The sequence below is a fragment of the Janthinobacterium sp. RA13 genome (assembly GCF_000745325.1).
GTDB classification, from domain to species: Bacteria; Pseudomonadota; Gammaproteobacteria; order Burkholderiales; family Burkholderiaceae_D; genus Janthinobacterium; species Janthinobacterium rivuli.
This window is the reverse complement of record NZ_JQNP01000001.1, coordinates 6,108,133-6,132,342: the sequence shown is the minus strand read 5'-3', so window position 1 is coordinate 6,132,342 and position 24,210 is coordinate 6,108,133. Positions and strand designations below refer to the sequence as shown.

Below are 24,210 nucleotides of genomic sequence, written 5' to 3'. Positions count from 1 at the left end.
ACAAGGCGTTTAATCAGCCGCCGGGACGTTCAGAATGCGGGGCACGTGGCCCGTATGCGCAAGGAAATTGACCAGAATGGCATGCGACAGCGCCACTGTCGCCGTGTTGCGTAGCGGATGGGCTTGCACTGAATCAGCTTCCCATACGGCCTGGTCGAGCACCAGTTCCACCGCCTGCGCGCTGTCGTGTATCAGCGCAAACAGGCTGACGGAACCAGGCATGATGCCCAGGTGCTGCAGCAAGCGTTCGGGCGAGGCCATGCTCAGCTTACTGGCTGGCAAAAGCCGCCCCAGCGCCGCCAGGTTGATGCGCTTGTCGAAGGGCACGATGACGAGGAAATGCCGGCGGCCCTTTTCATCGCGCACGAACAGATTCTTGACCATCTGGCCAGGCATGGCCGGCACGTGGATCAGTGCTTCATCGATCGTGTGCACGGCCGGGTGCTCGACGAATGGGCAATCGCCGGCGCTGCTTGCCAGCCAGCGGGACAGGATCTCTTGCATCGGTATTTCCTCGGCTCGGATGAATGGGCGATGAGGCGATTGTAGCGGTGCGCCGCGTGGTGCGCTTGCCGTCAAGGCTTGTTTTCGTCCTGGTCGGCCTTGTCGGCCGCCGCCAGTCCCCAGTCATTCCAGCCTTCGCCAAACAGCTCGATCGGATGCTGCGTGCGTTCGGAGCCATTGCCGCAACGCATGGCGTCCGGCGGACAATACTTGTCGCAACCCCAGCAGATGCGTTCGGGGTTCTTGGGGTTTAAGGGAAAAGGCTTGGCCATGGGAGGCGATCGTGGTCGGTTGAGGGTTCCTTGTAGACTCTAGACCTGGCGCGGGGGGCGGTCAAACGAATTTCGGCTGGGAACTTGTCCAATGTCAAGCTTGTGCAGAAAATGGAGCGTCGGCATGGCGCCGCCCCCTATTCCGGATCTTTCGTGACGAATATGGCCACTTCCAGCACGGTTCGCGCGTAATTGACACCGCCGTCGACAGCCGGCTGCGCCTTCAGCTCATCCAGCACGTAGACCATCGTCACCATGGCGCCAGGCACGAACAGCCTGGTGTCCTGCTTGTCATTCGTGTAGATGCTTTCGTCGACTGTCGAGCCATCCGCCAGGCGCAAGGTGAAGCTGTTGACCTGATAGCCACGGCGGCTGTCCTGGCCCGCGAAATACGTTCGTTCGATGCTGCCCGTCACGATTTGCGTCTGGAGGCGTTTGGCCTCGATGCTTTCCCACCAGGCTTCGGAAGCGAACAGGCCGTGACTGCCTTTCAGACCCATGTGGGGTCTGGAACTGTCGCGGGTGAGGGACTGGGTTTTGGCGACGCGGCTGGGGTCTTTTGCCAGAGCTTCGGCAAGGGTGTAGACGGGTTTCATAGGGCGCTCAATATTTGCGCCGGATGACGTAGGCATTGCCTGCAGGCTCAAAACCGAGCGTCGGATAGTAAGACATGGCATCCGGGGCGGACAGCAGTATCAAGGAGACTTCGTCGCCGATGATGGCCTGGGTGCGCTTGACAAGTTCCTTGCCGATACCCAGGCCCTGGTACTGCTTGTTGACGGCCAGATCCGACAGATAGCAGCAGTAGGAATAGTCCGTCAGTGACCGGGCCAGACCCACAAGCTCATTATCCACCCAGGCCGACAGCAAAAGGCAAGGCGCGGCGAACATGCGCGCGATTCTCGGGAGATTGTCGGTAGGGCGCTTGATTCCGGATTGATCGAAGACACGCACGACATCGAGCGGATCGAGGGGAAAGTTGTGACGATATTCTACGCTGATGTTTTTCATGGATTCAAAGGTGGCAGGTAATTGGGCGCAGCTTGTTTCTGCAAACATTGCTCATATCGGCATATGCATTGAATAGTATGCCAGTTGCGACGGAGAAAGGCTGTTCCCGTCCCCGCCATGCATCTGGCGCTCAGTCAAATGCCCGGAACCTCAGAAAACGCTGGCCTTCATACGCCACCTTGCAATCAAACAGGAATCCGGCAAGCAAACGAACAAGCTGCGCTAGCTTGTGTGACAATGCACACACTGGAAATGTGGAACCTTCCATATCTCTATCTGATCTCAAACAGACTTGGCAAGGATTGTAAATATGTGGGTACCGTTACGATTGAATAAACGCATGTACACCTCCTTTGTTGCCGCCCTTTTTCTTGCTGCTGGTGCCTCATCAGCACTCGCTGGCACGCTTGACGAAGACCGGACACGCGGTGACATCCATGGCTTGTTTGAGATCAAGGATGCAGCAGTACAGTTCATGGCAGCTGAAAATGCAAAAAATGGCACAAACTGGCAAGTCCTGGAGCCGAACCGGAAGATTCTGGTGACGAAATGCGCGGTAGCGTTGCGTGTGCAATGGGTTCCGAAAAGCCATGGCCTGTCCGGACCGAATGTTGCTGTGAGTTGTGCCAAGACCGTCAAACCCACGATACAAGATAAATGGAAAGTGTTTGTGCCGATCGCCAAGGGGCCGGTGGCGCATAAATGATCAGCTCGCGAGGGTATGGCTGGAGGAGCCATCCTGACAGCAACCGATCATCGGAATTCTTCGGAGTGTCATGAATGCGATAAAAAACCAGTCAAATGACTGGTTTTTTTATTATGTCGGACTTTCTTGAAACTGTTTGGCATTATCACAAATTTCATACCATGCAGGCTTGGAGCCAACATGCACATGAAATTGTATTCTTACCTCAGGGTCATCATCCAGGCAGTTAAGCGATATTGGAAATGAATCGCTCTCTGAGCCAATCTCCCCCAAAGAAGTCCCGCATTTTTTGCAAAAAGTTCTAGCGTATTTAAAAGGAGCCTCTGGCTCATATCGTTGAATAAATTCCCGCCCCTCCAGCAAGGTAAATGCATTTTTATCCACGAAGGCCAGGGCACTCGCTCCGGCCTTCCGGCAACGCGAACAGTGACACATGCCCATCATGCCTGGGGGTGAGGCCAATTCAAACTTTACTGAGCCACAGCAGCAACTGCCTTTGATCATGAGGTGTCCTTTTTGAACGTTGATACTGTATTTTTACACAGTACTTCTGCACAAACAAGACACATCGGGAGGAATTTTTCAGCGCCGAAGCGAGGGGCAGTTCCCCCACGAGCCGCATCGCGGAATTGCTGCCACATCAATGGATCTCGGCCGACTATTCTTTGCCATCAAGGGAGGGTCAAGTCCAACTCCAGACCGCCCATCCTGATAAGGAAGAAGGTGGCGATCCCCAGGCCCACGAGCAATAGCACGAAGACTGTGACCACCTTGCCGCTTGCGCGCAGCACCGCGCGATTCTGCTTCGCCTTATCCTTGTCCTTCTTCCCTTGATCGTAATGCCACTTGATGGCGAAGAACATGCCCGTGCCGAGCACGAGAGCCTTGAACGTCACGAAGACTATAGGGGTCCAATCCAAATCCGTCATTTTGAGTATTTCCAGTCTATTACTTGACACTATCTATCGTGAGGAGCACCACCTCAAAACGCTGCATCAGCAGCTGCTGTTCCAACCTTCTCCCAGGCACCCTGTTTGACTCTGTCATTATAGCTACCGATGAAATAACAATGGCATCGGGCGCATTGATTTGCCATATGCAGATGAGAGAGGCGAAAACGTCAGCGACTGCCATACAAGGACGGTGTTGCTGCACGCTCTGATGCATACTACTTGAAAACAATATCCATACATTGGGACAAAATATCCTAGTTAAAAACCATGCAAGATGAGAATTTTGCCATCTGTTTGCCGCGCTTGGCCGGGAATAAAAGGCCAGGTTTTTGGCAGATTGCGCATGCGTTGCAGGCGGCGGTGCGGACGGATCCTTCACACCGGGTGGCCCCCTGCCTCCGCAGCGCAAGGTCGAGGAGACGGGGCGGACCAGGTTTATGCGATGCCTTCGTCCCCAACGAAAGCCGTACCTACTAACCTACCTACACAAAGGCATCGGTACAAAAAGGCTTTGCGTACTCCTCAAATACATTTCCTTCGAGCAGAGGCGCCATCTAGTCCGAAAAAACATGGCCAACTGCGATAGTCGCCGCCTTCAACGCGATCATTTCGGCCCCCGGAAGGCCCCTGTCGGCATTGCTCAGCACCGCCACATACAATTGTTTCTCGGGCAGACGCAAAGCGTAAGTAGAAAATCCGGGAATGCCGCCGCCATGTGACTGCATTGGCATACCGCGCATCTCGCGCACGCTCCATCCGTAGCCATAGGGGACACTTTTGCCGTCGGCCAGGACATAGGCGGTAAACGCTTTCTGCTGAGTGGAAGGCTGAAGCAGTTTGCCTGCGCTGACGGCGGCATCCCAGCGCGCCAGGTCGTCCACTGTGGACACGAGTGCGCCGGCCGCATACGGCAACGTCATGCTGACCGCCTTGCCTGGTTCGAAGCCAGCGCCGCCACTGCTGCGCGTATAGCCCTGGGCGCGCATCGCGCTGCCACGTTCATGGCCATCGTAAGCGCTGTTGACCATACCGAGCGGCACGAAGATGCGCTGTTCGACGAATTTTGCATACGATACCCCGGATACCTTTTCGAGAATCGCACCCAGCAAGAAGTAACCTGAATTGCTGTACGCATAGCGGGTACCCGGTTCGAACTGGAGCGTATCGTTCTTGAAGCTGTCTATCATCTGACTCACGGTCAGATCCGTGTTCATTCCCGCCTCAAAGCCCGGCTTGTTCGTATAGTTGGCGATGCCCGAAGTATGGGTCAGCAGATGTTCGATCGTAATGCGCTGGCCTCCGCTGGGGTAGTCGGGAAAGAACTTGTGGATGTCGTCGCCCAGGGCCAGCTTGCCTTCATCGACCAGCATCAAGATGCCCGTGGCAGTGAACTGTTTGGTGATTGAGGCGATGCGCATCACCGTGTCCGGGGTCATGGGCAAGCCCTTGGCCACATCGGCCATGCCATAGGCCTTGCGAAACACGGTCAGGCCATCCCGCGTGACAATGATCGTCGCGCCAGGCTCGTTGGCTTTGAACAGGGGCGCGATCTCGCTGTTGATGCGTGCGGCCAGCGCTTCTTCTTCGCCAAGTGCGGAAGCAGCGGTGGCGGTGGAGACGGAGTCAGCCTGGCTGGCAGGAGCTTGCAGTAGTAAAAGCAGTGTCAGCAGCAGCGGTGAGGCGAGGCGACGCGTGTGAAGTTTCAGCATGTGGACATCCCCGTTGAAAGGCGCGGCAGCGCGACCGTTCGCGCCAGCTCAACAAGGAAGATAAAGGAGATGGCGACAAAGAACTAACAGCTTGCGATGAACTGCGCTTTTAGCGGACCAGCGGGAGAAAAGCGTCGTTTAGTGGTGAGCGAAATAAAAACCACTGAAAGTGAACTGAACCCAAATAGTTGGACGGTTTTTTATTGCCTGGCGGAAGCGGTGAGATTCGAACTCACGAACAGTTTAACCCGTCGCTAGTTTTCAAGTCTAAAAAGTATTCATTCAATATCAATAACTTACGGTTATTTTCATTCCGTATCAAAGGTTTTCCTGACCCCTTACAACGCCCTGTTTTCGCGGCATCATACATATGATGCGGAAACAATTTTGCTGTGCAAGGACTCTCAATAGAGCAGTTACCTGTCTGAACAACAAGTATCACATACCTAATGTCGAGTATCACATGGGCCAATGCCAGCATGACCGGCATCCCAACGATGCCGGTCGAGGCCGGGCCACAATGAGTTTCGACTTAAGCTGCCAACCAGCGCGCCATTTTGGTCTGAACAGTTTCTTGCAATGCGGCGATCATGCCTGAGTTCGAGACACGCCTGCCGAGGGCCTGGAACGGCCGCTCGACGAACCTGAGCGAAAGGTACGCCGCGCCAACGCTGATTACCAAGGCTATTGCCGCACACAGCATAAGCGATTGCGTCGCAGGAAAAACCAATGAAGACAACGCAAGCAGGATCGGAAAATGCAAAAGATACAAACTGTACGAAATATCACCAAGGAACTGGACGGGCCTAGTTCTGAGCAGCGAGGTGAATGGCGAGTAAGAGATGGCGAGAATAATCAGAAACGCGGCTCCAGCGCCTACCAGGCAGTGCCAAAGCGTTTCGTTGTCCCCTACCGCCTGCACGGTGAATCGGCTTGAATAAAGGAAGAACGCGCCCGCAAGAAGCAGCGCGCCCACTATGGACGGGAGGCTACGCAGGTATGTAGCCAACGCCTGGTGCAACTTCGCAAGAATGCCGCCGGTAATGAATAGGGCAAAGTACAGGAACGCGGTGGGCTTCAAGAAGAAAAACGCGGCAAACGCCACGACAACGGCGCAGCAAAGAACGCGCGAGTTTTTGCCCTGCAGCACGTAGATGATTAACGGGAACACTGCTGAAATGATCAGTTCCAGTCGCAGCGTCCAGACAGGCGGATCAATCTTGTTCGTGTCCGGGCCGATCATCGTAATATGCCGCAAGACTTCGGCGACAGATACCTCACCTCGCCAAAAAGTGTTTATCCAGTCGCTGAGCCCATACAGGCCACCTTTTGCGAACACAAAGTGCATTAGCAAAAGCGAAAACAACAACGCCACTAGGTACGCTGGGTATATCCGGAAGACACGCCTGACCAGATAGGAGAGCAGTTGGATCGGTTTGCGCTCGCGGGTAAAGTAAGGTAGCGCCAGGACAAAACCGCTCAGGATGAAGAACAGGTACACCGCGGCGTCGCCGTCCCACAGGGAGCGCAGGAAAGAACTACTCAGGCTGGCCGGCACGATGTCCACCTTCTGCATCAGGTAGACGTGAGAGAGGAAAACCGAGAACGAAGCAAGCCCCCGAAGGCCGTCGAGTTCCTCGAACCTTGGGACAGCGGAACTTACAGTTGTGCGATTGGATTGTGAGCTGGCCATTGTGGTGATTGTTTCCTGCAGAACATTAAATTATGACAATTATAAAGGATTCTTGCTCCCCAAAACGCGATAGGGGCAGCTCGTGCGACTGCGCTACAGCCCCACCAGCGCACGAACTCAGCCCTTCGCGCACCATGCACCACCCGCACTAAAAACCGCTCAAAGTGCGTCAAAATGCGTCAAATCGCATACCCCCTCTTCGCCCTCCCGCGCTAGTCCTCATGCGCCTTTCGGGAGCGAGGGTCACGGGAGCGAGCGGGAGCGAGGGTCAGGTCCGGATTTCAGACACGGACTGAGGCGTAGGTGCTGTGAAAGCTGGCTCAGTCGAAAAGCTGTGAAATCACGAACGCGCGCCTGCGGCGCGCGGGGCTGCCGCGCAGCGGCAGCAGTTGGAGGATTCGGGGCGGGCTGGGCCGGTAGGCCCAGCCCTTCGAATCTCACACGCAGGGCGCGAAGGCGCCCTGCTCGCTTCCGCCAGGCAATAAAAAACCGCCCGAAGGCGGTTTCTTTATTTCCTGGCGGAAGCGGTGAGATTCGAACTCACGAACAGTTTAACCCGTCGCCAGTTTTCAAGACTGGTGCCTTCAACCACTCGGCCACGCTTCCAGATGGCAGCATTATACATAAAGGTCAGTGGCTTACCAATGGCTAGCACTCCCGTGGCCTTATTTCCCCCAGCGAAGCGGACAGGAGAACAGCCACGGCTCTTCGTCTGCGGGGGCAACGCCGGCGCTGGCACAGCAAAACTGAGCCTTACAGGCCCCAGTTTTCCCGCAGCGCCTTCTCGAACTCCACCGCTGGCAACGGGCGCGAGAACAGATAGCCTTGCACTTCGTCGCAGCCCGAACTCTTCAGGAAGGCCAGTTGCTCGGTCGTTTCCACGCCTTCCGCGATCACTTTATGGTGCAGTTGCTGGGCGATGCTGATGATGGTGCTGGCGATGGCGCAGTCGCTGGCGTCGGTGGGGATGCCGGTGGTGAAGGACCTGTCGATTTTTAACGTGTCGATGGGAAAACGTTTCAAATAGGACAGGCTGGAATAACCGGTGCCGAAGTCGTCCAGCGACAGGGCCACACCCAGGGCCGTGATGCGGTCCATGATGCCGATGACTCTCTCGATGTTGTGCATCAGGGTGCTTTCCGTGATTTCCAGCTCCAGCCAGGCCGCTTCCAGGCCGTAGCGGGACAGGGTCGCCGCCACCCTGGCGGGCAGGGCTGACGTGAATTCGCGGGCGGAGACGTTCACGGCCAGGCGGATCGGCGGCAGGCCGGCCAGTTTCCACGCTTGCGCCTGGGCGCAGGCCGCTTCCAGCACCCATTCGCCCACTTGCACTACCAGGCCCGTCGATTCGGCCAGGGGGATGAATTCGGCCGGCGGGATCATGCCGTGCTGCGGGTGGTGCCAGCGCACCAGCGCTTCGGCGCCGATGATGCGGCCGCTGCCCAGCGCGTATTTCGGCTGGTAGTGCAGCAGCAGTTGCTGCTCGGACAAAGCCTGGCGCAAGCCTGTTTCCAGGCGCATGCGCGCCTGCATGCCCAGGTTCATGTCCTGGCTGTAGAAGGCCACGCTTTCCGCTTCGCCGCCGCTGTCCTGTTTGGCGCGGTACATGGCGATGTCGGCCAGGCGCAGCAGGGTTTCCGCGTCCTGCCCGTCTTGCGGGTAGACGCTGATGCCGATGCTGGCGCCCACGCGCAGGTCGTGGCCTTCGATCAAAAACGGTTCCACCAGCGAGGCCAGCAGCTTTTGCGCCACCATGCTGGCCTCGAAATGCTGGCCGATGTCGAACAGGCCGACGGCGAACTCGTCGCCGCCCAGGCGGGCCACCAGGTCCTGGTCGCGCAAGGCATGGCGAAAACGCAGCGACACTTGCCGCAGCAGCTCGTCGCCGATGCGCCGGCCCAGGGTGTCGTTGATCAGTTTAAAGCGGTTCAGGTCGATGAACAGCACGCAGCCGAGCATCTTGCTGCGCTGCGCCACGGAGAGGGCCTGGTCAACCAGCTTGGCCAGCAAGGTGCGGTTGGGCAGGCTGGTCAGCGGGTCGTAATAGGCCAGGTGGTGCAGGCGCTCTTCGGCCAGCTTGCGCTCGGTGATGTCCGTCAGGTAGGCGATGAGTCCGATGGGCTTGTCGTCCAGGTCTTGCAGCGGCGACAGGGACAGGCTGGCCCAGAAGATCTCGCCCGACTTCTTTCGGCGGCGCACCTCCATCAGGCGCCCTCCCTGCTCCAGAAAGGCGTCGTGGAAACCCGTGTCTTCATCGTCGTACAGAAACAGGATGTTGCGCCCCACGGCTTCCACCGAGGTGTAGCCGAACAGGCGCTCGGCGCCCTTGTTCCAGCTGGTGATGTAACCGGTCAAATCCATCGTCAGCACGGATTCGTGCAACTGGTCGAGGATTTGCGTCTGCTGCGCCAGCAAGGCTTCCACCTGCGCGTAGGCGTGCGTGGAACGTTGCGCCAGCGAATGCACTTGCAAGACGCCGGCCGTCAGCGATGCCAGGCTGGCCAGGTGGCGACGGTCGGCGTCGCTGTACACACTGCGTCCCGCCACGCTGTAATGGCCAAAGCAATGGCCATCGAAGCTGATTTCCTGCAACAAGGCGGGCGTATCGCGGGGGAAAGGCGCGGGCGGAGCGCCGCCATCGGTGCTGGCCGCGGGCAGGAACTGGCCATGCGGACTGACCATCACGGCGCTGGCGATACGGCCCAGCTCAGTGACCAGCGCGGGGCCGCGCAAACGCACGACGGCGTCGCACAGGGCGGCGCTGTCACCAAGGAAATCCGACACCGGAAACAGGGTCATGCTAGAGGTTCCGGCTGACCTGGATGGCCCATTGGTAGGCCTGCAGCAGGCTGCGCCAATAGGTTGCTCCATCGATGCCGGCGCGGCGCAAGCCCTCGGGCGGCGGCGTGGCGCTTTCGACCAGCGCCAGCAAGGTGCCCAGTTCGCCATTGCGTTCGAGCAAGGCGGCGCTCACTGCGGGCGCCAGGTTCAGGGTGGCGATGATCTCTTCCATCGGCATGCCCAGCAAGACGTCGAGCAGGGAGAACACGCCCGCCATGAAGGCCAGGTCTTGCGCGTCGCGGTCGCCGCCACGCAGCTGGCACAGCGCTTCCATCTGCGCCGCGCGCACGGCCGCCAGCGGCAGCAGCGCGTGGATCTTGCCGTCGTCCTGTTGCCGCGCATACAGCAGCAGTTGCAGCCAGCGCTGCAGCTGGCGCCGCCCCAGCAAGGTGATGGCCTGGCTGAAACTGGTAATCGGCGCCGTGAAACCAAAGGCGGCTGAATTGACCAGTTTTAACAAATGATAGCTGAGCGATGGATCTTGCTTGAGCGGCACTTCCAGCTCGTGCGCGTCGGCATCGCGGGCCAGCAAGCCCAGCAGCGCCAGCAAGCGGCGCCGCGACGTGGCGTCTTCCGGCTCGCTTTGCTGGCGCGCATGGTGCAGGGCGTAATCGCCGGCAAACCAGCTGACGCCAAGCTCTTGCAAGGCAGCAAACTGCCCCGCGTCGGCGATGTTGTAAGCCAGGTGCGGCCCCGCCAGGGGCAGCAGCTGGTGCAGGGCCGGGTGCGCGCCGGCCGCATCAAAGCTCAGCGCGCGCGCGTCAACTTGCGCCGCCGTCACGGGACCGGCTTCGGCCCCATCGAGAAGGATGCGATAGCCGGCGTCGCGCCATTGCTGGCATTTTTTCTGGAGTTGCTTGTCGCCGGCAAGATGCGCCGGCAAACGGAAGATGGTGCGTTGCGGCGCCAGTTGCGCCAGCACAGCCTCGTCCACGCCATGCGGGTCGGCCAGGGGAATGATGCAGTCGAGCGGCGCCAGGAAGGCATACGCATCGGCGGCGGCCAGCGCCGCCAGCAGCGGCGCCGTCCAGGCCTGCGGACCATGCAGGGTGACAGCGACCCACTCGTTATGAGCATTGGCCACTGCTTGTAATCCCACCAACGGAAACAGGTTTGATTCAGACGCTGACATCGGTATCTCAGTGTGGGTAGGGCGCCATAGTAAATAAACTGACCAGCATTGGCAACCCTGGCCCGACAGGGATGCCCTCGACAGCGAGAATCATTCTATCCGAATCTCACCTGCGAAACAGTTTAATTTTGGCAATAAATGTTCAAAAAGAACATTCTCCCGCGAGACCCGCCTGCCATGCGGGTGTGGCAAAAATCCGGCACGGCGCGCGCATGCTCAGGCGCTGCCGCCATGCGCGTGCTCGACCGCATATTTGATCAATTCGGCCTGCCCTTCGATGCCGAGCTTGCGCTTGATGTTCAGCCGGTGCGTCTCCACCGTGCGCACGCTCAGATCCAGCGCGCGGGCGATCTGCTTGTTCGACTGGCCCGCCGCGATGTGCTGCAACACCTGCTGCTCGCGCGTGGTGAGGAAGGAATCGTGCACTTGCGGACGCGACAGCTGCCGCGCCAGCGCCGCGCTGTAATAGATACCGCCCGACATCACCGTCTCGATGGCGAAGACGATATCTTTCCCAGGAGCATCTTTGAGCACATAGCCGCGCGCGCCGGCGGCGATGGCTTGCGACACATATTCGAGCTTGTCGTGCATGGACAGTATCAGCACGGCAATCTGCGGAAACGCCTGCTTGAACAGGGCCGTCGCTTCGATGCCGTTGATGCCGCGCATATTGATATCCATCAACACGAGGTCCACCTGATGAAGGCGCGCCTGTGCCAGCGCCTCGTCGGCCCCGCCCGCCTCGGCCACCACGTCGAAATGCGCCACCGCTTCCAGGCGCGCACGCAAGCCGTCGCGCACGAGGGGGTGGTCGTCCACCAGCAGGATGTTGATCTTCTCGGTCATGGTTCTCTATTTTAATGTGGAGGAAAGCTCAAGCCGCGCCAGCACCACGGTGCCGGCCGGGGACGAGGTGATGTGCAGGCTGCCGCCGATGGCTTCCATGCGTTCCGTCATATTGCGCAGGCCGATGCCGCGCTGCGGATGCAGGGCGATGCCGTCAAAATCGAAGCCGCCGCCATTATCCTGGATGCGCAATTCCACGGCCTTGCCCGCTTCGAGCAAGCTCACTTCCACGCCGCGCGCGTGGGCATGGCGCTCGCAATTGGTCAGCGCTTCCTGGGCGATGCGGAACAGCACGGTATTCACCATGTCGGGCAAGCCCTCGCCCGCCGCCGCGGGACTGGCCGTGAAACTGGCTTGCGCGCTGCTGCTGTCGTTAAATTCATGCACGAGGTGGTCGAGCGCGGCGGCCAGGCCCAGGTCGTCGAGAATGGCCGGGCGCAGATTGTGCGAAATGCGCCGCACCTCGCCCAGCACCTTGTTCAGCTGCTCGGCGGCCCGCTCGAAGGTGGCGGGCGCCTTGTCTTTCTGCTCGGCATTGCCACCCAGGCGCGCGATGCCCGCCTCGATCTGCAGTTTGATCGACACCAGCCACTGGCTGATGCCGTCATGCAAGTCGCGCGACAGCCGCGCCCGCTCTTCCTCCTGCGACTCGACCACCCTCTGCGCCAGCACCTTCAGCTTGGCGTCGGCCACGCGCAATTCGCGCAAGTTCAGCACGAGGCCGCAGGCGGCCACCAGCAGGGAGCCGAGGATGGCGATGGCGGCGATCAGCTCCATGGTCGAGCGGATATTGCGCGACTGCTGGGCGTCGACCTTGGCCAGCGCCTGGTCCACGTCGTCCATATAAATGCCGGTACCCATCATCCAGCCCCATTCCGGCATCAGGATCACATAGCCGAGCTTGGGTGCGGACTTGTTGCTCGACGGCTTGATCCAGTTGTAGCGCTCGAAACCGCCGCCGCTCTTGGCCCGCTGCATCAGGCGCTGGATGGTCAGATTGCCCTCGGCGTCGCGCAATTGCCACAAATTCTGCCCCACCAGCTCGGGCTGGCGCGGATGCATCAGCGACTTGCCCTGCAAATCATAGATGAAGAAATAGCCGTCGTCGCCATAGCTGAGGGCCGACAGGATGCGCTTGGCCTCCTCTTGCGTGGCGTCATCCTTGCGCCCCGACTGGTACAGGGAGGCGATGGAATGGCTGGCCAGGGTCACGTAATGCTTGAGTTCGGCCTCCTTGCTGGCCAAGTACGCTTGCTGGATGGTGGCGCGCTGCTGCTCGGCCAGGGTGATCGCCTGATGCCGCACGGCAAACGCGATGGCGCACAGGGCGAGGATGAGCGGCGTGATGGCCAGGAAGATGACTTTCTGTCTGAGTTTCATGGCCTTGCGCGCTCCGGCGGCGTCGATGCTGGTGGGAATGCGTGATTTTACGTCGCGGCGCGGCAATCGGTCTGCGTAGTAATACTGAGCGTTACTGCGTAGTCGTGCGCTTGCATCGATTATACGATTCCTGAATACTCGCCATAAGCTGCAGATACACCCAATTCACACCCAAACTGGCGACGACCAGGCTCGGCAGCACACATCATCGCACGGCACAGCGCCCGTCAATCTCTGGAGGAAGCATGAACCGCATTTTCAAACAGCTCGGCTGGGCAGCGCTTGCGCTGGCAGGCGCTGGGTCCCTGGGCGTCGTCGCCCTGCAACGTGGCGAACCGATCAGCGCGATCTGGATCGTCATCGCCGCCGTCTGCGTCTATCTGATCGCCTACCGTTTCTACAGCCTGTTCATCGCCGACAAGGTGCTGGGCCTGGATGCCCGCCGCATGACGCCGGCCTTCAAGCACAACGATGGCCTCGACCACGTGCCGACCAACAAATATGTGCTGTTCGGCCACCATTTCGCGGCGATTGCCGGCGCCGGTCCCCTGGTCGGCCCCGTGCTGGCCGCGCAAATGGGCTATTTGCCCGGCATGCTGTGGATTTTGGCTGGCGTCGTGTTTGCCGGCGCCGTGCAGGATTTCATCGTGCTGTTCATTTCCATGCGCCGCGATGGCCGCTCGCTGGGCGACCTGATCAAGGCGGAACTGGGCGAAATTCCCGGCATGATTGCGCTCTTGGGCTGCTTCATGATCATGGTCATCATTTTGGCCGTGCTGGCCTTGATCGTCGTCAAGGCGCTGACCGGTTCCCCATGGGGCAGCTTCACCGTGATGGCGACGATCCCCATCGCCCTGTTCATGGGTGTGTACTCGCGCTTCATCCGCGTGGGCCGCATCGGAGAGATTTCCATCATCGGCTTCGTCCTGCTGATGCTGGCCATCATCGGCGGCCAGTACGTGCAGGAACACGCGGTGCTCGGTCCGATGTTCACGTTCACGGGAACGGAACTGACGTGGATGCTGATCGGCTACGGCTTCATCGCCTCCGTCCTGCCCGTGTGGCTGCTGCTGGCGCCGCGCGACTACCTGTCGACTTTCCTGAAAATCGGCACCATCCTGGGCCTGGCCATCGGCATCATCGTCGTCGCGCCCTACCTGAAAATGCCGGCCATGACCAAGTTCATCGACGGCTCCGGCCCTGTCTGGTCGGGTAATCTGTTCCCCTTCCTGTTCATTACGATCGCCTGCGGCGCCGTCTCCGGCTTCCACGCGCTGATTTCCTCGGGCACCACGCCGAAGATGATTGAAAACGAAAGCCACGCCCGCTTCATCGGCTATGGCGCCATGCTGATGGAATCGTTTGTTGCCATCATGGCCCTGGTGGCCGCATCGACCATCGAGCCAGGCATCTATTTCGCCATGAACAGCCCGGCCGCCCTGATCGGCACCACGGCCGAGTCCGCCGCTCAGGCGATCTCGCAATGGGGCTTCTATGTCACACCGGAAATGCTGACGCAGACGGCCAAGGACGTTGGCGAGCACAGCATCATCTCGCGCGCAGGCGGCGCACCGACCCTGGCCGTCGGCATGGCACAGATCCTGTCCGGCGCCATCGGCGGCAAGGCCATGATGGCTTTCTGGTACCACTTCGCGATTTTGTTCGAAGCGCTGTTCATCCTGACGGCCGTCGATGCGGGCACGCGTGCCGGCCGCTTCATGCTGCAAGACTTGCTGGGCAGCTTCGTGCCTAGCCTGAAAAAGACGGAAAACGTCATCGCCAACCTGCTGGCCACGGGCCTGTGCGTGGCGGCCTGGGGCTACTTCCTGTACCAGGGCGTGGTCGATCCATTGGGCGGCATCAACACCTTGTGGCCGCTGTTCGGCATCGCCAACCAGATGCTGGCCGCGATCGCGCTGATCCTCGGCACCTGCGTGCTGTTCAAGATGAAGCGTGGCCAGTATGCGTGGGTCACCATCACGCCGACCATCTGGCTGCTGCTGTGCACCCTGACGGCGGGCTGGCAAAAGATTTTCGACGCCAACCCGCGCGTCGGCTTCCTCGCGCACGCCAGGAAATATTCGGCGGCGCTCGATGAAGGCACCCTGCTGGCGCCAGCCAAGTCGGTGGCGCAGATGCAGCAGATCATCTTCAACGATTACCTGGACGCCGGCCTGGCCGCCTTCTTCGTCATCGTCGTCGTCAGCGTGCTGTTCTTCGGCGTCCGTACGATTCTGAAGGCGCGCGCCGACAGCCAGCCGAGCACCAAGGAAACGCCGTTCCAGGCCTTGCCCACGGTGCAATGATGATCGACGAAATCATCAAGGCTGGACGGTATCTGGGGCAAAGCATGCGGCTCATGTGCGGCTTGCCCGAGTACGACACCTATGTGGCGCACCGGGAAGTGACCCATCCCGGCGAGCCGATGATGACGTATGAAGAGTTTTTCCGCGAACGGCAGGAAGCGCGTTATGGCGGCGCGGGAAAACGCGGAGGGTGTTGCTAATGTAAGTGCTGGGGTCAGTCCCTGCGGGATCGACATGTGCCCTATTAGGGCACATGTCCCCGCCGGGTCTGACCCCATTGTTGCGCCCTCGTTGTTTCATCTTCAGTAAGTTCCCCTCCCCTCTCCTCCCTTAGACCCACATCAATATCAGGGTGTGTCTTCGCGTCTATATTTTTCCAATAGGAATTAAATAACAGTCAACGGGCGACCGGGGAAGCAGCGAATTCATGTTCAATTTCCAACGCTCCAGCATCAGCCAGAAGCTGACCATGATTTCGGTACTGTCGTCGGGCTGCGCGCTGCTGCTGGTGTTCGTGGCGTTTGCGCTGACGTCCGTGCTCAGCCACAAGAGCGATGAAGGCAAGCAGCTGCTGTCGCTGGCGGGCGTGATCGGCGCGGCCAGCGCGGCGCCCTTGCTGGCGGGAAAATCGGCGCAGGCGCAGGCGGAACAGGTGCTGGCCGCGCTGGCCGCGCGCGACGAGGTGGCCCAGGCGGCCCTGTTCGACAAGGGCGGGCGTTTGTTCGCCCTGTACCGTGCGTCGCAGCACGCAGACGGCCTGGCGGCGCCGGAAGACATGGACCCGGCCTTACTGGCCGACATGGCCGTGCAGCCCGTCACGCAAGGCTCGGGCACGACCCTGGCGCCCGCCATGCGCTTGTACCGTCCCGTCTACCGGCCAGGCGAGCCGCAACAGATCATCGGCGCCGTGCTGATCGAGGCGGACCTGAACCACATGTGGCGCGACATCGGCCGCCACGTGGGCGCCATCGGCGGCGCCACCGTGCTGTCCTTCCTGATCGCCGTCTTCCTGGCGCGGCGCTTCAAGAGCGTGATCGCCGAACCGATCACCAAGCTGATCGACACGGCGCAAAAAGTGTCGAGCAGCCAGACCTACAGCCACCGCATCGCGCACCAGCGCAGCGACGAGCTGGGCGTGCTGATCGACAGCTTCAACGACATGCTGGCGCAGATCGACAGCCGCGACAGCACCCTGGCCAATTACCGCGACCAGCTCGAGCGCCAGGTGGGCGTGCGCACGGCGCAGCTGGAAAAGGCCAAGGACGCGGCCGAGGCGGCCAGCCAGGCGAAAAGCGCTTTCCTTGCCACCATGAGCCATGAAATCCGCACGCCGATGAATGGCGTGCTGGGCATGACGGAACTGCTGCTGGCCAGCCCTTTGAGCCCGCAGCAGCGCCACTACACGAGCATGGTGCAGCGTTCAGGACAGAATTTACTGGTGATCATCAACGACATCCTCGACTTTTCCAAGATCGAGGCGGGCAAGCTGAGCGTGGAATACATCCGCTTCAATTTCCGCGAATTGCTCGACGACATAGAACACGTGTTCGCGCCGCAGGCGGAAGCGAAAAACATCAGCCTGGAATTCGACATCGCCTACGACATCCCGATCGCCATCTGCGGCGACCCGAACCGCTTGCGCCAGATCATCGTCAACCTGCTGGGCAATGCCATCAAGTTCACGGAAACGGGCAAGGTCACCGTGAAAGTGACCGTCTGCGGCGAAGACGCGCCCAGCGTGGGCTTGCGCTTCGAGGTGCACGACACGGGCATCGGCGTGTCGAGCGAAGCGCAGACGCGCATCTTCGAATCGTTCTCGCAGGCGGACGGCTCGACCACGCGCAAGCACGGCGGCACGGGCCTGGGACTGACGATCTCGAAACAGCTGGTGGAGCTGATGGGTGGCACTATCGGCGTTGATAATGCTTTAACGCAAGGGTCGATCTTCTGGTTCGAAGTAAATTTCGATAAGCGGCGGGTCGACAGCGATGACCCGTCCTTCAACCTGAAAACCACGCGAGGGTTACGCGCCTTGATCGTCGACCACACACCCGCCACGCGCGCCGTGCTGGAGCGGCAACTGGCCAGCTGGCACATCGTCAGCGACAGCGCCGGCACGGCCAGCGACTGCCTGGGCAAGCTGCGCGCGGCCGCGCAGGCGGGCACGCCATATGCCGTGGCCCTGCTCGACATGGAGTTGCCGCGCACCAGCGGCCTGGCCCTGGCCGCCAACATCAAGAGCGACCCGCTGCTGGCCGACCTCAGGCTGCTACTGCTGAGCACGGAACAGGCGGCGGCCGACCCGGTGCAGCGGCGCGAGGCGGGCGTGGCCTACCAGCTGATCAAGCCGGCCCGCGAATGCGACCTGTTCGACTGCATCGTCACGCCGCCGCGCGTCAGCGAGGGCATGCGCATCCATCCGCCGCACGCGCCCCGTCAGGTGGGCCGGCGCCAGCGCCGCCGCGTGCTGCTGGCAGAGGACAATCCCGTCAACGTGGAAGTGGCGCTGGCCATGCTCGACAGCCTGGGCCTGGACGTGGTCTGCGCGCACAACGGCCAAGAAGCCTTGCAGGCGGCGCAGGCCGAGGATTTCGATCTGATCCTGATGGATTGCCAGATGCCCGTGATGGATGGCTTTGCCGCCACGGCGGAAATCCGCCGCCACGAACAGCACTGCGGCCACGCGCGCGTGCTGCCCATCGTCGCCATCACGGCCAATGCGCTGCAGGGCGACCGCGAAGCATGCCTCGCGGCCGGCATGGACGATTACCTGAGCAAACCGTTCACGCAGCAAGACCTGGGCCACACGATCGCGCGCTGGATCACCCTGCCGCGCGCGGCCACCGTGCACCACAGCGAAGTGCCAGAGCAACAAACGCCGCCAGAGACGCCTCCCGCGCCGCAGCCCACGCCAGCCGGCCAGCCGCTGAACCGGCAAGCGCTGGAAAACATCCGCGCCCTGTCCGGCACGGATGGCGATGCGCTGCTTGAACGGGTCATCCAGGCCTTCGTCGGCGAGACGCCGCGCCAGTTGAGCGCCATGCGCGCAGCGATTGCCGGCGCCGATGCGGAAGCGCTGCGCAAGGTGGCGCACAGCCTGAAGTCAAGCAGCGCCAACGTGGGCGCCGACGGCCTGGCGCAGCTGTGCAAGGAGATGGAAAAACTGGGCCGCGCCGGCAGCACCGAGGGCGCGGCTCCCCTGCTGCTGCAGATGCAGCAAGCCTTCCTGGCCGTACGCGACTCGCTGAACGCCATCCTCGTGAAGGAACACTGACATGACAGCGCCTCTCTCCCCTCCCCGCGGCCTGGTGCTGGTGGCCGACGACGATCCCGTGATGCGCCTGCTGATGCGGCAGATGCTCACGCAGGTGGGCCTGGACGTGATCGAGGCCGAAGACGGCGTGCAGGCACTGGCCAGTTACAAGCACAGCGGCCCGGACCTGGTCATGCTCGACGTCGACATGCCGGCCATGGACGGCTTTGCCGTGTGCCGCGAAATCCGCCACCAGGAAGTGGGCGGCACGGTGCCCATCATCATGGTGACGGGCGGCGACGAACTGGAAGCCGTCACGCGCGCCTACGAGGTGGGCGCCACCGACTTCATTTCCAAACCCATCAACTGGCCCATCCTCGGCCACCGCGTGCTGTACGTGCTGCGCGCCAGCGACGCCATCGCCCGCCTGCGCATCGCCGACGCGCACAACCGCGCCGTACTGGCCGCCATCCCCGACACCTTCTTTCGCCTGAACCGCGAAGGCTTTTATCTCGACTACGAACAGGGCCACGACGCCAGCGCCGGCTTTTCCATCACCGACTGCGTGGGCAGCCATATCCGCGACGTGCTGCCGCCCGAAATCGCCGCGCGCCTGCTCGACCAGGCGCACGCCGTGCTGGCCACGCAGCATATCGGCTCGGTCGACTACACGCTCACGCACGAAGACAGCACGCGCCATTTCGAAGCGCGCCTGGTGGCGACGGGGGCCGATGAAGTCCTGGGCCTGGTGCGCGATATCAGCGAACGCAAGCGTACTGAGGAGCAGATCCGGCGCCTGGCCTACTGCGACAGCCTGACGGGCATCCCCAACCGGCAAGCGTTCCTGGAAACGCTGGAGCGCGAGCTGCTGCGCTCGAAGGAACACGACAAGAAATTCGCCGTGCTGTTCATGGACCTCGATGCCTTCAAGCGCATCAACGACACCTTGGGCCACGACGTGGGCGACCATTTGCTCAAGGTGGTGTCCGAGCGCCTGCGCGAAACCATCCGCCCCAGCGACCTGGTGCTGCGCGCCGAACACGAGTTTGAAGCCGTCTTCGGCGGCAGCAACCTGGCGCGCCTGGGCGGCGACGAATTCACGATCTTGATACCCGATCTGGAGCGCGTGGAAGACGCGCTGAACGTGGCGCACCGCGTCAAGGAAGCCATGCGCCGGCCCTTCATGATCGAGGGGCACGAGATTTTCGTCACGGCCAGTATCGGCATTTCGCTGTATCCGGAAGATGGCGAGGACTGCAACTCGCTGCTCAAATATGCGGACACGGCGATGTACCACGCGAAGAACTGCGGCAAGAACAACGCCAAGCTCTATAGTTCTTCGCTGACGATGGAAATCATGAGCCACGTCAAGATGGAAGTGGGCTTGAGGAAGGCCTTGCAGAACAACGAGCTATACCTGCTGTACCAGCCGCAGATCGACGTGCCCAGCACGCAAATCGTCGGCGTGGAAGCGCTGATCCGCTGGCGCCATCCCGAGCGGGGCATCATCTCGCCCACGGAATTCATCCCGCTGGCCGAAGAGACGGGATTGATCATGCCCATCGGCGAATGGGTGCTGCGCACGGCGTGCAACCAGGCCAAGGCGTGGCAAAACGATGGCGGGCGGGCCATCCGCATGGCCGTCAACCTGTCGGCCAAGCAATTCAAAGATGAAAACCTGATGCAAATCGTGCTCTCGGCCCTGGCTGACACGGGCCTCGATGCGCGCCTGCTGGAACTGGAATTGACGGAAGGGACCTTGATGGACGATGCGCGCGCCACCATGGTGACCCTGGAGCAATTGCGCGGCATCGGCGTGTACCTGTCGATCGACGACTTCGGCACGGGATACTCGTCAATGAATTACTTGAAACGCTTCGACGTGCGAGCCTTGAAGATCGACAAGAGTTTTATCGCCGGCTTGCCGCAGGATACGGAAAACGCGGCCATCACGCGCGCCATCATCGCCATGGCGCATGGCTTGAAAATGGTGGTGGTGGCCGAAGGCGTGGAAACGGACGAGCAACTGCTGATGCTGGAAGAGTACGGCTGCGACATGGCGCAGGGATACTTCCTGGGCCACCCGTCGCCGCACGACACGATCACGGCCATGCTGGCCAGGCAGAGGGGCCAGCTGGCCAGCCTGGAAACTAGAGCACTTCGAAGGCAAGGATTTGCGTGACTTGCTGGGCGTTGAAATTATCGTCGGAAATCATCACCAGGCTGCGGCGGCCATTTTCCAGGCGCGGGCCCCAGCTGATGCCTTCGATATTGTCGACCCGTGCCAGGCCGGTCTTTTCCAGGTCCAGCAACAATCGCTTGCGCGCCGGCACGTAGGCCGCGCCCGCCAGGGCCGGCATGGCCTGGATGTCGGTGGCGCCATCCGTGTCCATCGCATACACGCGCACGTGGTTCGTATACACACCGTCAGCATGTTCCACGCCGGCCCGCTCCACCACCAGCAACTGGTGACCGTTGACGGCAAGGATTTCCGACACGCCATTGTCCGCTTCCTTGCCTGGCGCCGGCCGCGACGCCACCGGCTCGATAGCATATGCATACTGGCCCAGCACGGTACCGGCGCGGTCCAGGCGCGTGATGCGCACGACGGAGCCGTTATCGGGCGTGGCCAGCGGGCCATCCTGGTACAGCGCCGCTTCCATGCCCAGCCACAAGCTCTTGCCATCCGACGAGAACGACAGCGCTTCAAAACTCATGTTGTTGCGCGATCCCGTTGCTTCCTGCGACACCTTGAACATGGCGGGCGTGGGCAAGGTGCTCAGGTAGTGGCCGCCGCTATCGGCATGGCGCACGAACGGGTGCAAGCCCACCTTGCGGTTGCCTTCGCTGCCGTACCACAAGCTGCCATCCTGCGGATCGACGCGGATGGTTTCGATGTCGGCCACCTGGTCGCCCTGCTCCAGCCTGGCATGCGCCAGGTTCGGATAGCGGCTGCCGTCGGGCTGCGTGAAGAAATGCACGCTGTTCAAGGTCACGCCCGTAAACGCCTTGCTGTCGTAGTGCAGCGCGGCGCGGTAGAAACGGGCTGGATTGATTGCCGAGCGGTCATCGCTTTCCATCACCCAGCTGTTGTTGGCCGCATCGTAATCGATGCCGGACAGGCCGCCCACCGAAGTGCCCTCGAACGCGTATTTGAGCGCGATGCGCTGTTCGCCGATCAGGCGCAGGCCCGTGACCGGCGCGTCGTGGGGGAAGCTGGCGCAGGCGGAGAGAAGGATGGCGGAAGACGCCAGGGCAAGCGCGGTGCGCGCGCGATGGAACAATGAAGGCATGATCGGTATCAAATAAGTCAGGAAGCACATTCCGGGGTCAGACCCGCCGGGTCTGACCCCAGCTTTAGTTCTGTGGGTTAATAGCGAATTACACCACCCCATCCGCCTTGAGCCGCGCAATGGCGGCAGCGTCATAGCCCAGCGACGCCAGCACCTCGTCGTTGTGCTGGCCCAGGGTCGGCCCCAGCCACTGGGTCTTGCCCGGCGTGGCGGACAGTTTCGGGCTGATGGCGGGCAATTTGACGGGCGTGCCGTCGGGGAACTGGTGCTGTTCGAACATGTCGCGGGCAAGGAATTGCGGGTCGCTCATCATGTCGCGCACGGAGTAGATTTTGCCGGCCGGCACGTCGGCGGCTTTCAGCACGGCCAGCGCGCTATCGATGGTGTGCGTGGCACACCAGGCGCCGATGGCGTCGTCGATTTCCTGCGTGCGCGCCACCCGGCCGTCGTTGCGCGCCAGTTGCTGGTCACCCGCCATGTCAATGCGGCCCATGGCCAGCATCAAGCGCTTGAAGATGGCGTCGCCGTTGCCGGCAATCACGATGTTTTCGCCGTCGCCCGTCGTGTAGGTATTCGAGGGCACGATGCCGGGCAAGGAACCGCCCGTGCGCTCGCGCACGACGCCCGCCTGATCGTATTCGGGCACCAGGGACTCCATCAGATTGAACACGGATTCATACAGGGCCACGTCGACCATCTGGCCTTCCCCTTGCTCGCGTCCGCCCGTCACGTCGCGGTGGCGCAAGGCCATCATGGCGCCGATCACGCCATGCAGGGCCGCCACGGAGTCGCCGATCGACACACCGACCCTGACGGGCGGACGGTCGGCAAAGCCGGAGACATAGCGCAAGCCACCCATCGATTCGCCGATGGCGCCGAAACCGGGCAAGTCCTTCATCGGCCCCGTCTGGCCAAAGCCGGACAGGCGCACCATGATCAGGGACGGTTTGATTTGCTTGAGCTGTTCATAGCCGAGATCCCACTTTTCCAGCACGCCGGGGCGGTAGTTCTCGATGATGATGTCCGCTTCCAGGGCCAGCTGGCGGGCAATCGCCCTGCCCTCGGGCGACTTCAGGTTCAGGGTTAAACTTTTCTTGTTGCGCGCCTGCACCGACCACCACAAGGAGGTGCCATCCTTCAGCACCCGCCAGGTACGGATGGGGTCGCCGCCATCGGGCGCTTCGATCTTGATCACGTCGGCGCCGAATTCGGCCAGCATGCGGGCACAGAACGGCCCCGCGATCAGGGTGCCCAGTTCAAGGACTTTGATACCTTTTAAAGGACCAGTATTCGCGGAGGATTCTGTCATAGAGATCAGTTCAGGTTGCCCTGCGGTCGAGCATCGCGCGGGCAATCGTGCCCGCGTCGACGTATTCCAGTTCGCCGCCCACGGGCACGCCGCGGGCCAGGCGGCTCACGCGCAAACCGCGCGCCTTCAGCATTTCGCTGATGTAATGGGCCGTCGCTTCGCCTTCATTGGTAAAGTTGGTGGCCAGCACCACTTCACCGACCACGCCATCGTTGGCGCGGTTCAGTAATTTTTCGAGGTGGATATCTTTCGGGCCGATGCCGTCCAGCGGAGAGAGGCGCCCCATGAGGACGAAATACAGGCCCTTGTAGGTGAGCGTCTGCTCGATCATCAGCTGGTCGGCGGGCGTTTCCACCACGCACAGCAAGCGCTTGTCGCGCTCTTCGTCGAGACAGGTCTCGCACACTTCATGTTCGGTAAAGGTATTGCACAGGCCGCAGTGATGCACGGCATCGACGGCCTGGAACAGGGCGCGCGACAGCATGGCCGCGCCTTCCCTATCGTGCTGCAACAAATGAAACGCCATCCGCTGCGCCGACTTGGGGCCGACGCCGGGCAGGCGCCGCAGCGCCTCGGTCAAAAATTCAAGCGACTTGGACATGGATCAACCTTGCCCCGTGCCACAGATCGAGCGCATGCGGTAGTGCATCAGAATGGCATTTTGAAGCCGGCTGGCAAGTTCATGCCGCCAGTCAAGCCTGCCATTTTTTCAGCGGACGTCGCTTCCGCCTTGCGCACGGCGTCGTTGAAGGCGGCGGCGACCAGGTCTTCCAGCATGTCCTTGTCGTCGGCCAGCAGCGACGGGTCGATGGACACGCGCTTGACGTCGTTCTTGCACGTCATGACGATTTTCACCAGGCCGGCGCCGGACTGGCCTTCCACTTCCACCAGCGCCAGTTGTTCCTGGGCCTTTTTCATGTTGTCTTGCATTGCTTGCGCCTGCTTCATCAGGCCAGCCAGTTGATTTTTCATCATGAGAATGCTCCGTTCAATTCAGTTTAT

At 61.0% G+C, this 24,210-nt stretch carries 21 protein-coding genes and 1 tRNA gene; 5 read left to right on the top strand and 17 right to left on the bottom strand.

All coding sequences use genetic code 11. The features are described from left to right. Positions 1-9: 9 nt before the first annotated feature. From FG13_RS27235 to FG13_RS27220, 4 genes are all read right to left on the bottom strand, one after another. On the bottom strand, positions 10-504 hold the full coding sequence (locus tag FG13_RS27235) for a prolyl-tRNA synthetase associated domain-containing protein (protein WP_035826153.1): 495 nt from the start codon (positions 502-504) through the stop codon (positions 10-12). 71 nt (positions 505-575) lie between these two features. After that, positions 576-776, bottom strand: coding sequence for a DUF3079 domain-containing protein (locus tag FG13_RS27230; protein ID WP_035826151.1), 201 nt, complete (start codon positions 774-776; stop codon positions 576-578). A gap of 137 nt (positions 777-913) precedes the next feature. Next, a complete protein-coding gene (locus tag FG13_RS27225; RefSeq protein ID WP_200880322.1) occupies positions 914-1,372 on the bottom strand; it encodes a hypothetical protein in 459 nt (152 codons plus the stop codon). A 7-nt stretch (positions 1,373-1,379) separates the two neighbouring features. Beyond that, on the bottom strand, positions 1,380-1,787 hold the full coding sequence (locus FG13_RS27220; RefSeq protein ID WP_035826145.1) for a GNAT family N-acetyltransferase: 408 nt from the start codon (positions 1,785-1,787) through the stop codon (positions 1,380-1,382). 340 nt (positions 1,788-2,127) lie between these two features. Between FG13_RS27220 and FG13_RS27215 the strand changes: the two genes are divergently transcribed. After that, positions 2,128-2,493 carry a hypothetical protein gene (locus tag FG13_RS27215; RefSeq protein ID WP_035826144.1) on the top strand — a complete coding sequence of 122 codons (366 nt, stop codon included), beginning with the start codon at positions 2,128-2,130 and terminating at the stop codon, positions 2,491-2,493. A gap of 111 nt (positions 2,494-2,604) precedes the next feature. Here the strand turns inward: FG13_RS27215 and FG13_RS29775 are convergent, their stop codons facing one another. The 9 genes from FG13_RS29775 to FG13_RS27170 form a co-directional block, all read right to left on the bottom strand. Next, positions 2,605-2,997: a GFA family protein gene (locus FG13_RS29775; protein ID WP_081922738.1), complete on the bottom strand. Its 393-nt coding sequence runs from the start codon at positions 2,995-2,997 to the stop codon at positions 2,605-2,607. A gap of 167 nt (positions 2,998-3,164) precedes the next feature. Beyond that, positions 3,165-3,422: a hypothetical protein gene (locus FG13_RS27210; protein WP_035826142.1), complete on the bottom strand. Its 258-nt coding sequence runs from the start codon at positions 3,420-3,422 to the stop codon at positions 3,165-3,167. Between the two features lie 578 nt (positions 3,423-4,000). After that, the gene (locus FG13_RS27200) at positions 4,001-5,155 is read right to left on the bottom strand and encodes a serine hydrolase domain-containing protein (protein WP_035828870.1); all 1,155 of its coding nucleotides are present in this window, start codon (positions 5,153-5,155) and stop codon (positions 4,001-4,003) included. A 532-nt stretch (positions 5,156-5,687) separates the two neighbouring features. Further along, complete coding sequence (locus FG13_RS27195; protein ID WP_035826138.1) at positions 5,688-6,848, bottom strand: acyltransferase family protein; 1,161 nt, start codon at positions 6,846-6,848, stop codon at positions 5,688-5,690. A 516-nt stretch (positions 6,849-7,364) separates the two neighbouring features. Next, a tRNA-Ser gene (locus FG13_RS27190) sits at positions 7,365-7,454 on the bottom strand. 147 nt (positions 7,455-7,601) lie between these two features. Next, positions 7,602-9,647, bottom strand: a complete 2,046-nt coding sequence (locus FG13_RS27185; RefSeq protein ID WP_035826136.1) for a putative bifunctional diguanylate cyclase/phosphodiesterase — start codon at positions 9,645-9,647, stop codon at positions 7,602-7,604. A gap of 1 nt (position 9,648) precedes the next feature. Continuing rightward, entirely contained in the window at positions 9,649-10,773 is a 1,125-nt protein-coding gene (locus tag FG13_RS27180) for an EAL and HDOD domain-containing protein (RefSeq protein ID WP_327062588.1), read from the bottom strand. Positions 10,774-11,037: 264 nt separating this feature from the next. Then, positions 11,038-11,667: a response regulator transcription factor gene (locus FG13_RS27175; RefSeq protein ID WP_035826133.1), complete on the bottom strand. Its 630-nt coding sequence runs from the start codon at positions 11,665-11,667 to the stop codon at positions 11,038-11,040. Positions 11,668-11,673: 6 nt separating this feature from the next. Then, positions 11,674-13,047 (bottom strand): cache domain-containing protein, encoded by a 1,374-nt coding sequence (locus FG13_RS27170; protein ID WP_035828866.1) that lies wholly within the window; start codon positions 13,045-13,047, stop codon positions 11,674-11,676. 245 nt (positions 13,048-13,292) lie between these two features. Between FG13_RS27170 and FG13_RS27165 the strand changes: the two genes are divergently transcribed. From FG13_RS27165 to FG13_RS27150, 4 genes are all read left to right on the top strand, one after another. After that, complete coding sequence (locus tag FG13_RS27165) at positions 13,293-15,353, top strand: carbon starvation CstA family protein (RefSeq protein WP_035826130.1); 2,061 nt, start codon at positions 13,293-13,295, stop codon at positions 15,351-15,353. Beyond that, the gene (locus FG13_RS27160) at positions 15,353-15,553 is read left to right on the top strand and encodes a YbdD/YjiX family protein (RefSeq protein ID WP_010396213.1); all 201 of its coding nucleotides are present in this window, start codon (positions 15,353-15,355) and stop codon (positions 15,551-15,553) included. Before FG13_RS27165 ends, FG13_RS27160 begins: the two co-directional genes overlap by 1 nt. A gap of 227 nt (positions 15,554-15,780) precedes the next feature. Continuing rightward, on the top strand, positions 15,781-18,627 hold the full coding sequence (locus FG13_RS27155; RefSeq protein WP_035826128.1) for a hybrid sensor histidine kinase/response regulator: 2,847 nt from the start codon (positions 15,781-15,783) through the stop codon (positions 18,625-18,627). Between the two features lies 1 nt (position 18,628). Beyond that, positions 18,629-20,788: a putative bifunctional diguanylate cyclase/phosphodiesterase gene (locus FG13_RS27150; protein ID WP_035826126.1), complete on the top strand. Its 2,160-nt coding sequence runs from the start codon at positions 18,629-18,631 to the stop codon at positions 20,786-20,788. Here the strand turns inward: FG13_RS27150 and FG13_RS27145 are convergent. The 4 genes from FG13_RS27145 to FG13_RS27130 form a co-directional block, all read right to left on the bottom strand. Next, positions 20,757-21,899: an esterase-like activity of phytase family protein gene (locus FG13_RS27145; RefSeq protein ID WP_035828865.1), complete on the bottom strand. Its 1,143-nt coding sequence runs from the start codon at positions 21,897-21,899 to the stop codon at positions 20,757-20,759. The two genes, FG13_RS27150 and FG13_RS27145, sit on opposite strands and share 32 nt — an antisense overlap. A gap of 88 nt (positions 21,900-21,987) precedes the next feature. Then, positions 21,988-23,208: a CaiB/BaiF CoA transferase family protein gene (locus FG13_RS27140; RefSeq protein WP_035826124.1), complete on the bottom strand. Its 1,221-nt coding sequence runs from the start codon at positions 23,206-23,208 to the stop codon at positions 21,988-21,990. 10 nt (positions 23,209-23,218) lie between these two features. Continuing rightward, the gene (gene recR / locus FG13_RS27135; protein ID WP_034786598.1) at positions 23,219-23,809 is read right to left on the bottom strand and encodes a recombination mediator RecR; all 591 of its coding nucleotides are present in this window, start codon (positions 23,807-23,809) and stop codon (positions 23,219-23,221) included. 47 nt (positions 23,810-23,856) lie between these two features. Next, positions 23,857-24,183, bottom strand: a complete 327-nt coding sequence (locus FG13_RS27130; protein ID WP_034759121.1) for a YbaB/EbfC family nucleoid-associated protein — start codon at positions 24,181-24,183, stop codon at positions 23,857-23,859. Between the last annotated feature and the right edge of the window lie 27 nt (positions 24,184-24,210).

Bases quoted from the DNA above. Each gene is read 5' to 3' on its own strand.
- FG13_RS27195 (WP_035826138.1), bottom strand. From the start codon at position 6,848: ATGGCCAGCTCACAATCCAATCGCACAACTGTAAGTTCCGCTGTCCCA.
- FG13_RS27235 (WP_035826153.1), bottom strand. From the start codon at position 504: ATGCAAGAGATCCTGTCCCGCTGGCTGGCAAGCAGCGCCGGCGATTGC.
- FG13_RS27210 (WP_035826142.1), bottom strand. From the start codon at position 3,422: ATGACGGATTTGGATTGGACCCCTATAGTCTTCGTGACGTTCAAGGCT.
- FG13_RS29775 (WP_081922738.1), bottom strand. From the start codon at position 2,997: ATGATCAAAGGCAGTTGCTGCTGTGGCTCAGTAAAGTTTGAATTGGCC.
- FG13_RS27225 (WP_200880322.1), bottom strand. From the start codon at position 1,372: ATGAAACCCGTCTACACCCTTGCCGAAGCTCTGGCAAAAGACCCCAGC.
- FG13_RS27200 (WP_035828870.1), bottom strand. From the start codon at position 5,155: ATGCTGAAACTTCACACGCGTCGCCTCGCCTCACCGCTGCTGCTGACA.
- FG13_RS27150 (WP_035826126.1), top strand. From the start codon at position 18,629: ATGACAGCGCCTCTCTCCCCTCCCCGCGGCCTGGTGCTGGTGGCCGAC.
- FG13_RS27175 (WP_035826133.1), bottom strand. From the start codon at position 11,667: ATGACCGAGAAGATCAACATCCTGCTGGTGGACGACCACCCCCTCGTG.
- FG13_RS27140 (WP_035826124.1), bottom strand. From the start codon at position 23,208: ATGACAGAATCCTCCGCGAATACTGGTCCTTTAAAAGGTATCAAAGTC.
- FG13_RS27165 (WP_035826130.1), top strand. From the start codon at position 13,293: ATGAACCGCATTTTCAAACAGCTCGGCTGGGCAGCGCTTGCGCTGGCA.
- FG13_RS27155 (WP_035826128.1), top strand. From the start codon at position 15,781: ATGTTCAATTTCCAACGCTCCAGCATCAGCCAGAAGCTGACCATGATT.
- FG13_RS27130 (WP_034759121.1), bottom strand. From the start codon at position 24,183: ATGATGAAAAATCAACTGGCTGGCCTGATGAAGCAGGCGCAAGCAATG.
- FG13_RS27160 (WP_010396213.1), top strand. From the start codon at position 15,353: ATGATCGACGAAATCATCAAGGCTGGACGGTATCTGGGGCAAAGCATG.
- FG13_RS27185 (WP_035826136.1), bottom strand. From the start codon at position 9,647: ATGACCCTGTTTCCGGTGTCGGATTTCCTTGGTGACAGCGCCGCCCTG.
- FG13_RS27230 (WP_035826151.1), bottom strand. From the start codon at position 776: ATGGCCAAGCCTTTTCCCTTAAACCCCAAGAACCCCGAACGCATCTGC.
- FG13_RS27145 (WP_035828865.1), bottom strand. From the start codon at position 21,899: ATGCCTTCATTGTTCCATCGCGCGCGCACCGCGCTTGCCCTGGCGTCT.
- recR (WP_034786598.1), bottom strand. From the start codon at position 23,809: ATGTCCAAGTCGCTTGAATTTTTGACCGAGGCGCTGCGGCGCCTGCCC.
- FG13_RS27215 (WP_035826144.1), top strand. From the start codon at position 2,128: ATGTACACCTCCTTTGTTGCCGCCCTTTTTCTTGCTGCTGGTGCCTCA.
- FG13_RS27170 (WP_035828866.1), bottom strand. From the start codon at position 13,047: ATGAAACTCAGACAGAAAGTCATCTTCCTGGCCATCACGCCGCTCATC.
- FG13_RS27220 (WP_035826145.1), bottom strand. From the start codon at position 1,787: ATGAAAAACATCAGCGTAGAATATCGTCACAACTTTCCCCTCGATCCG.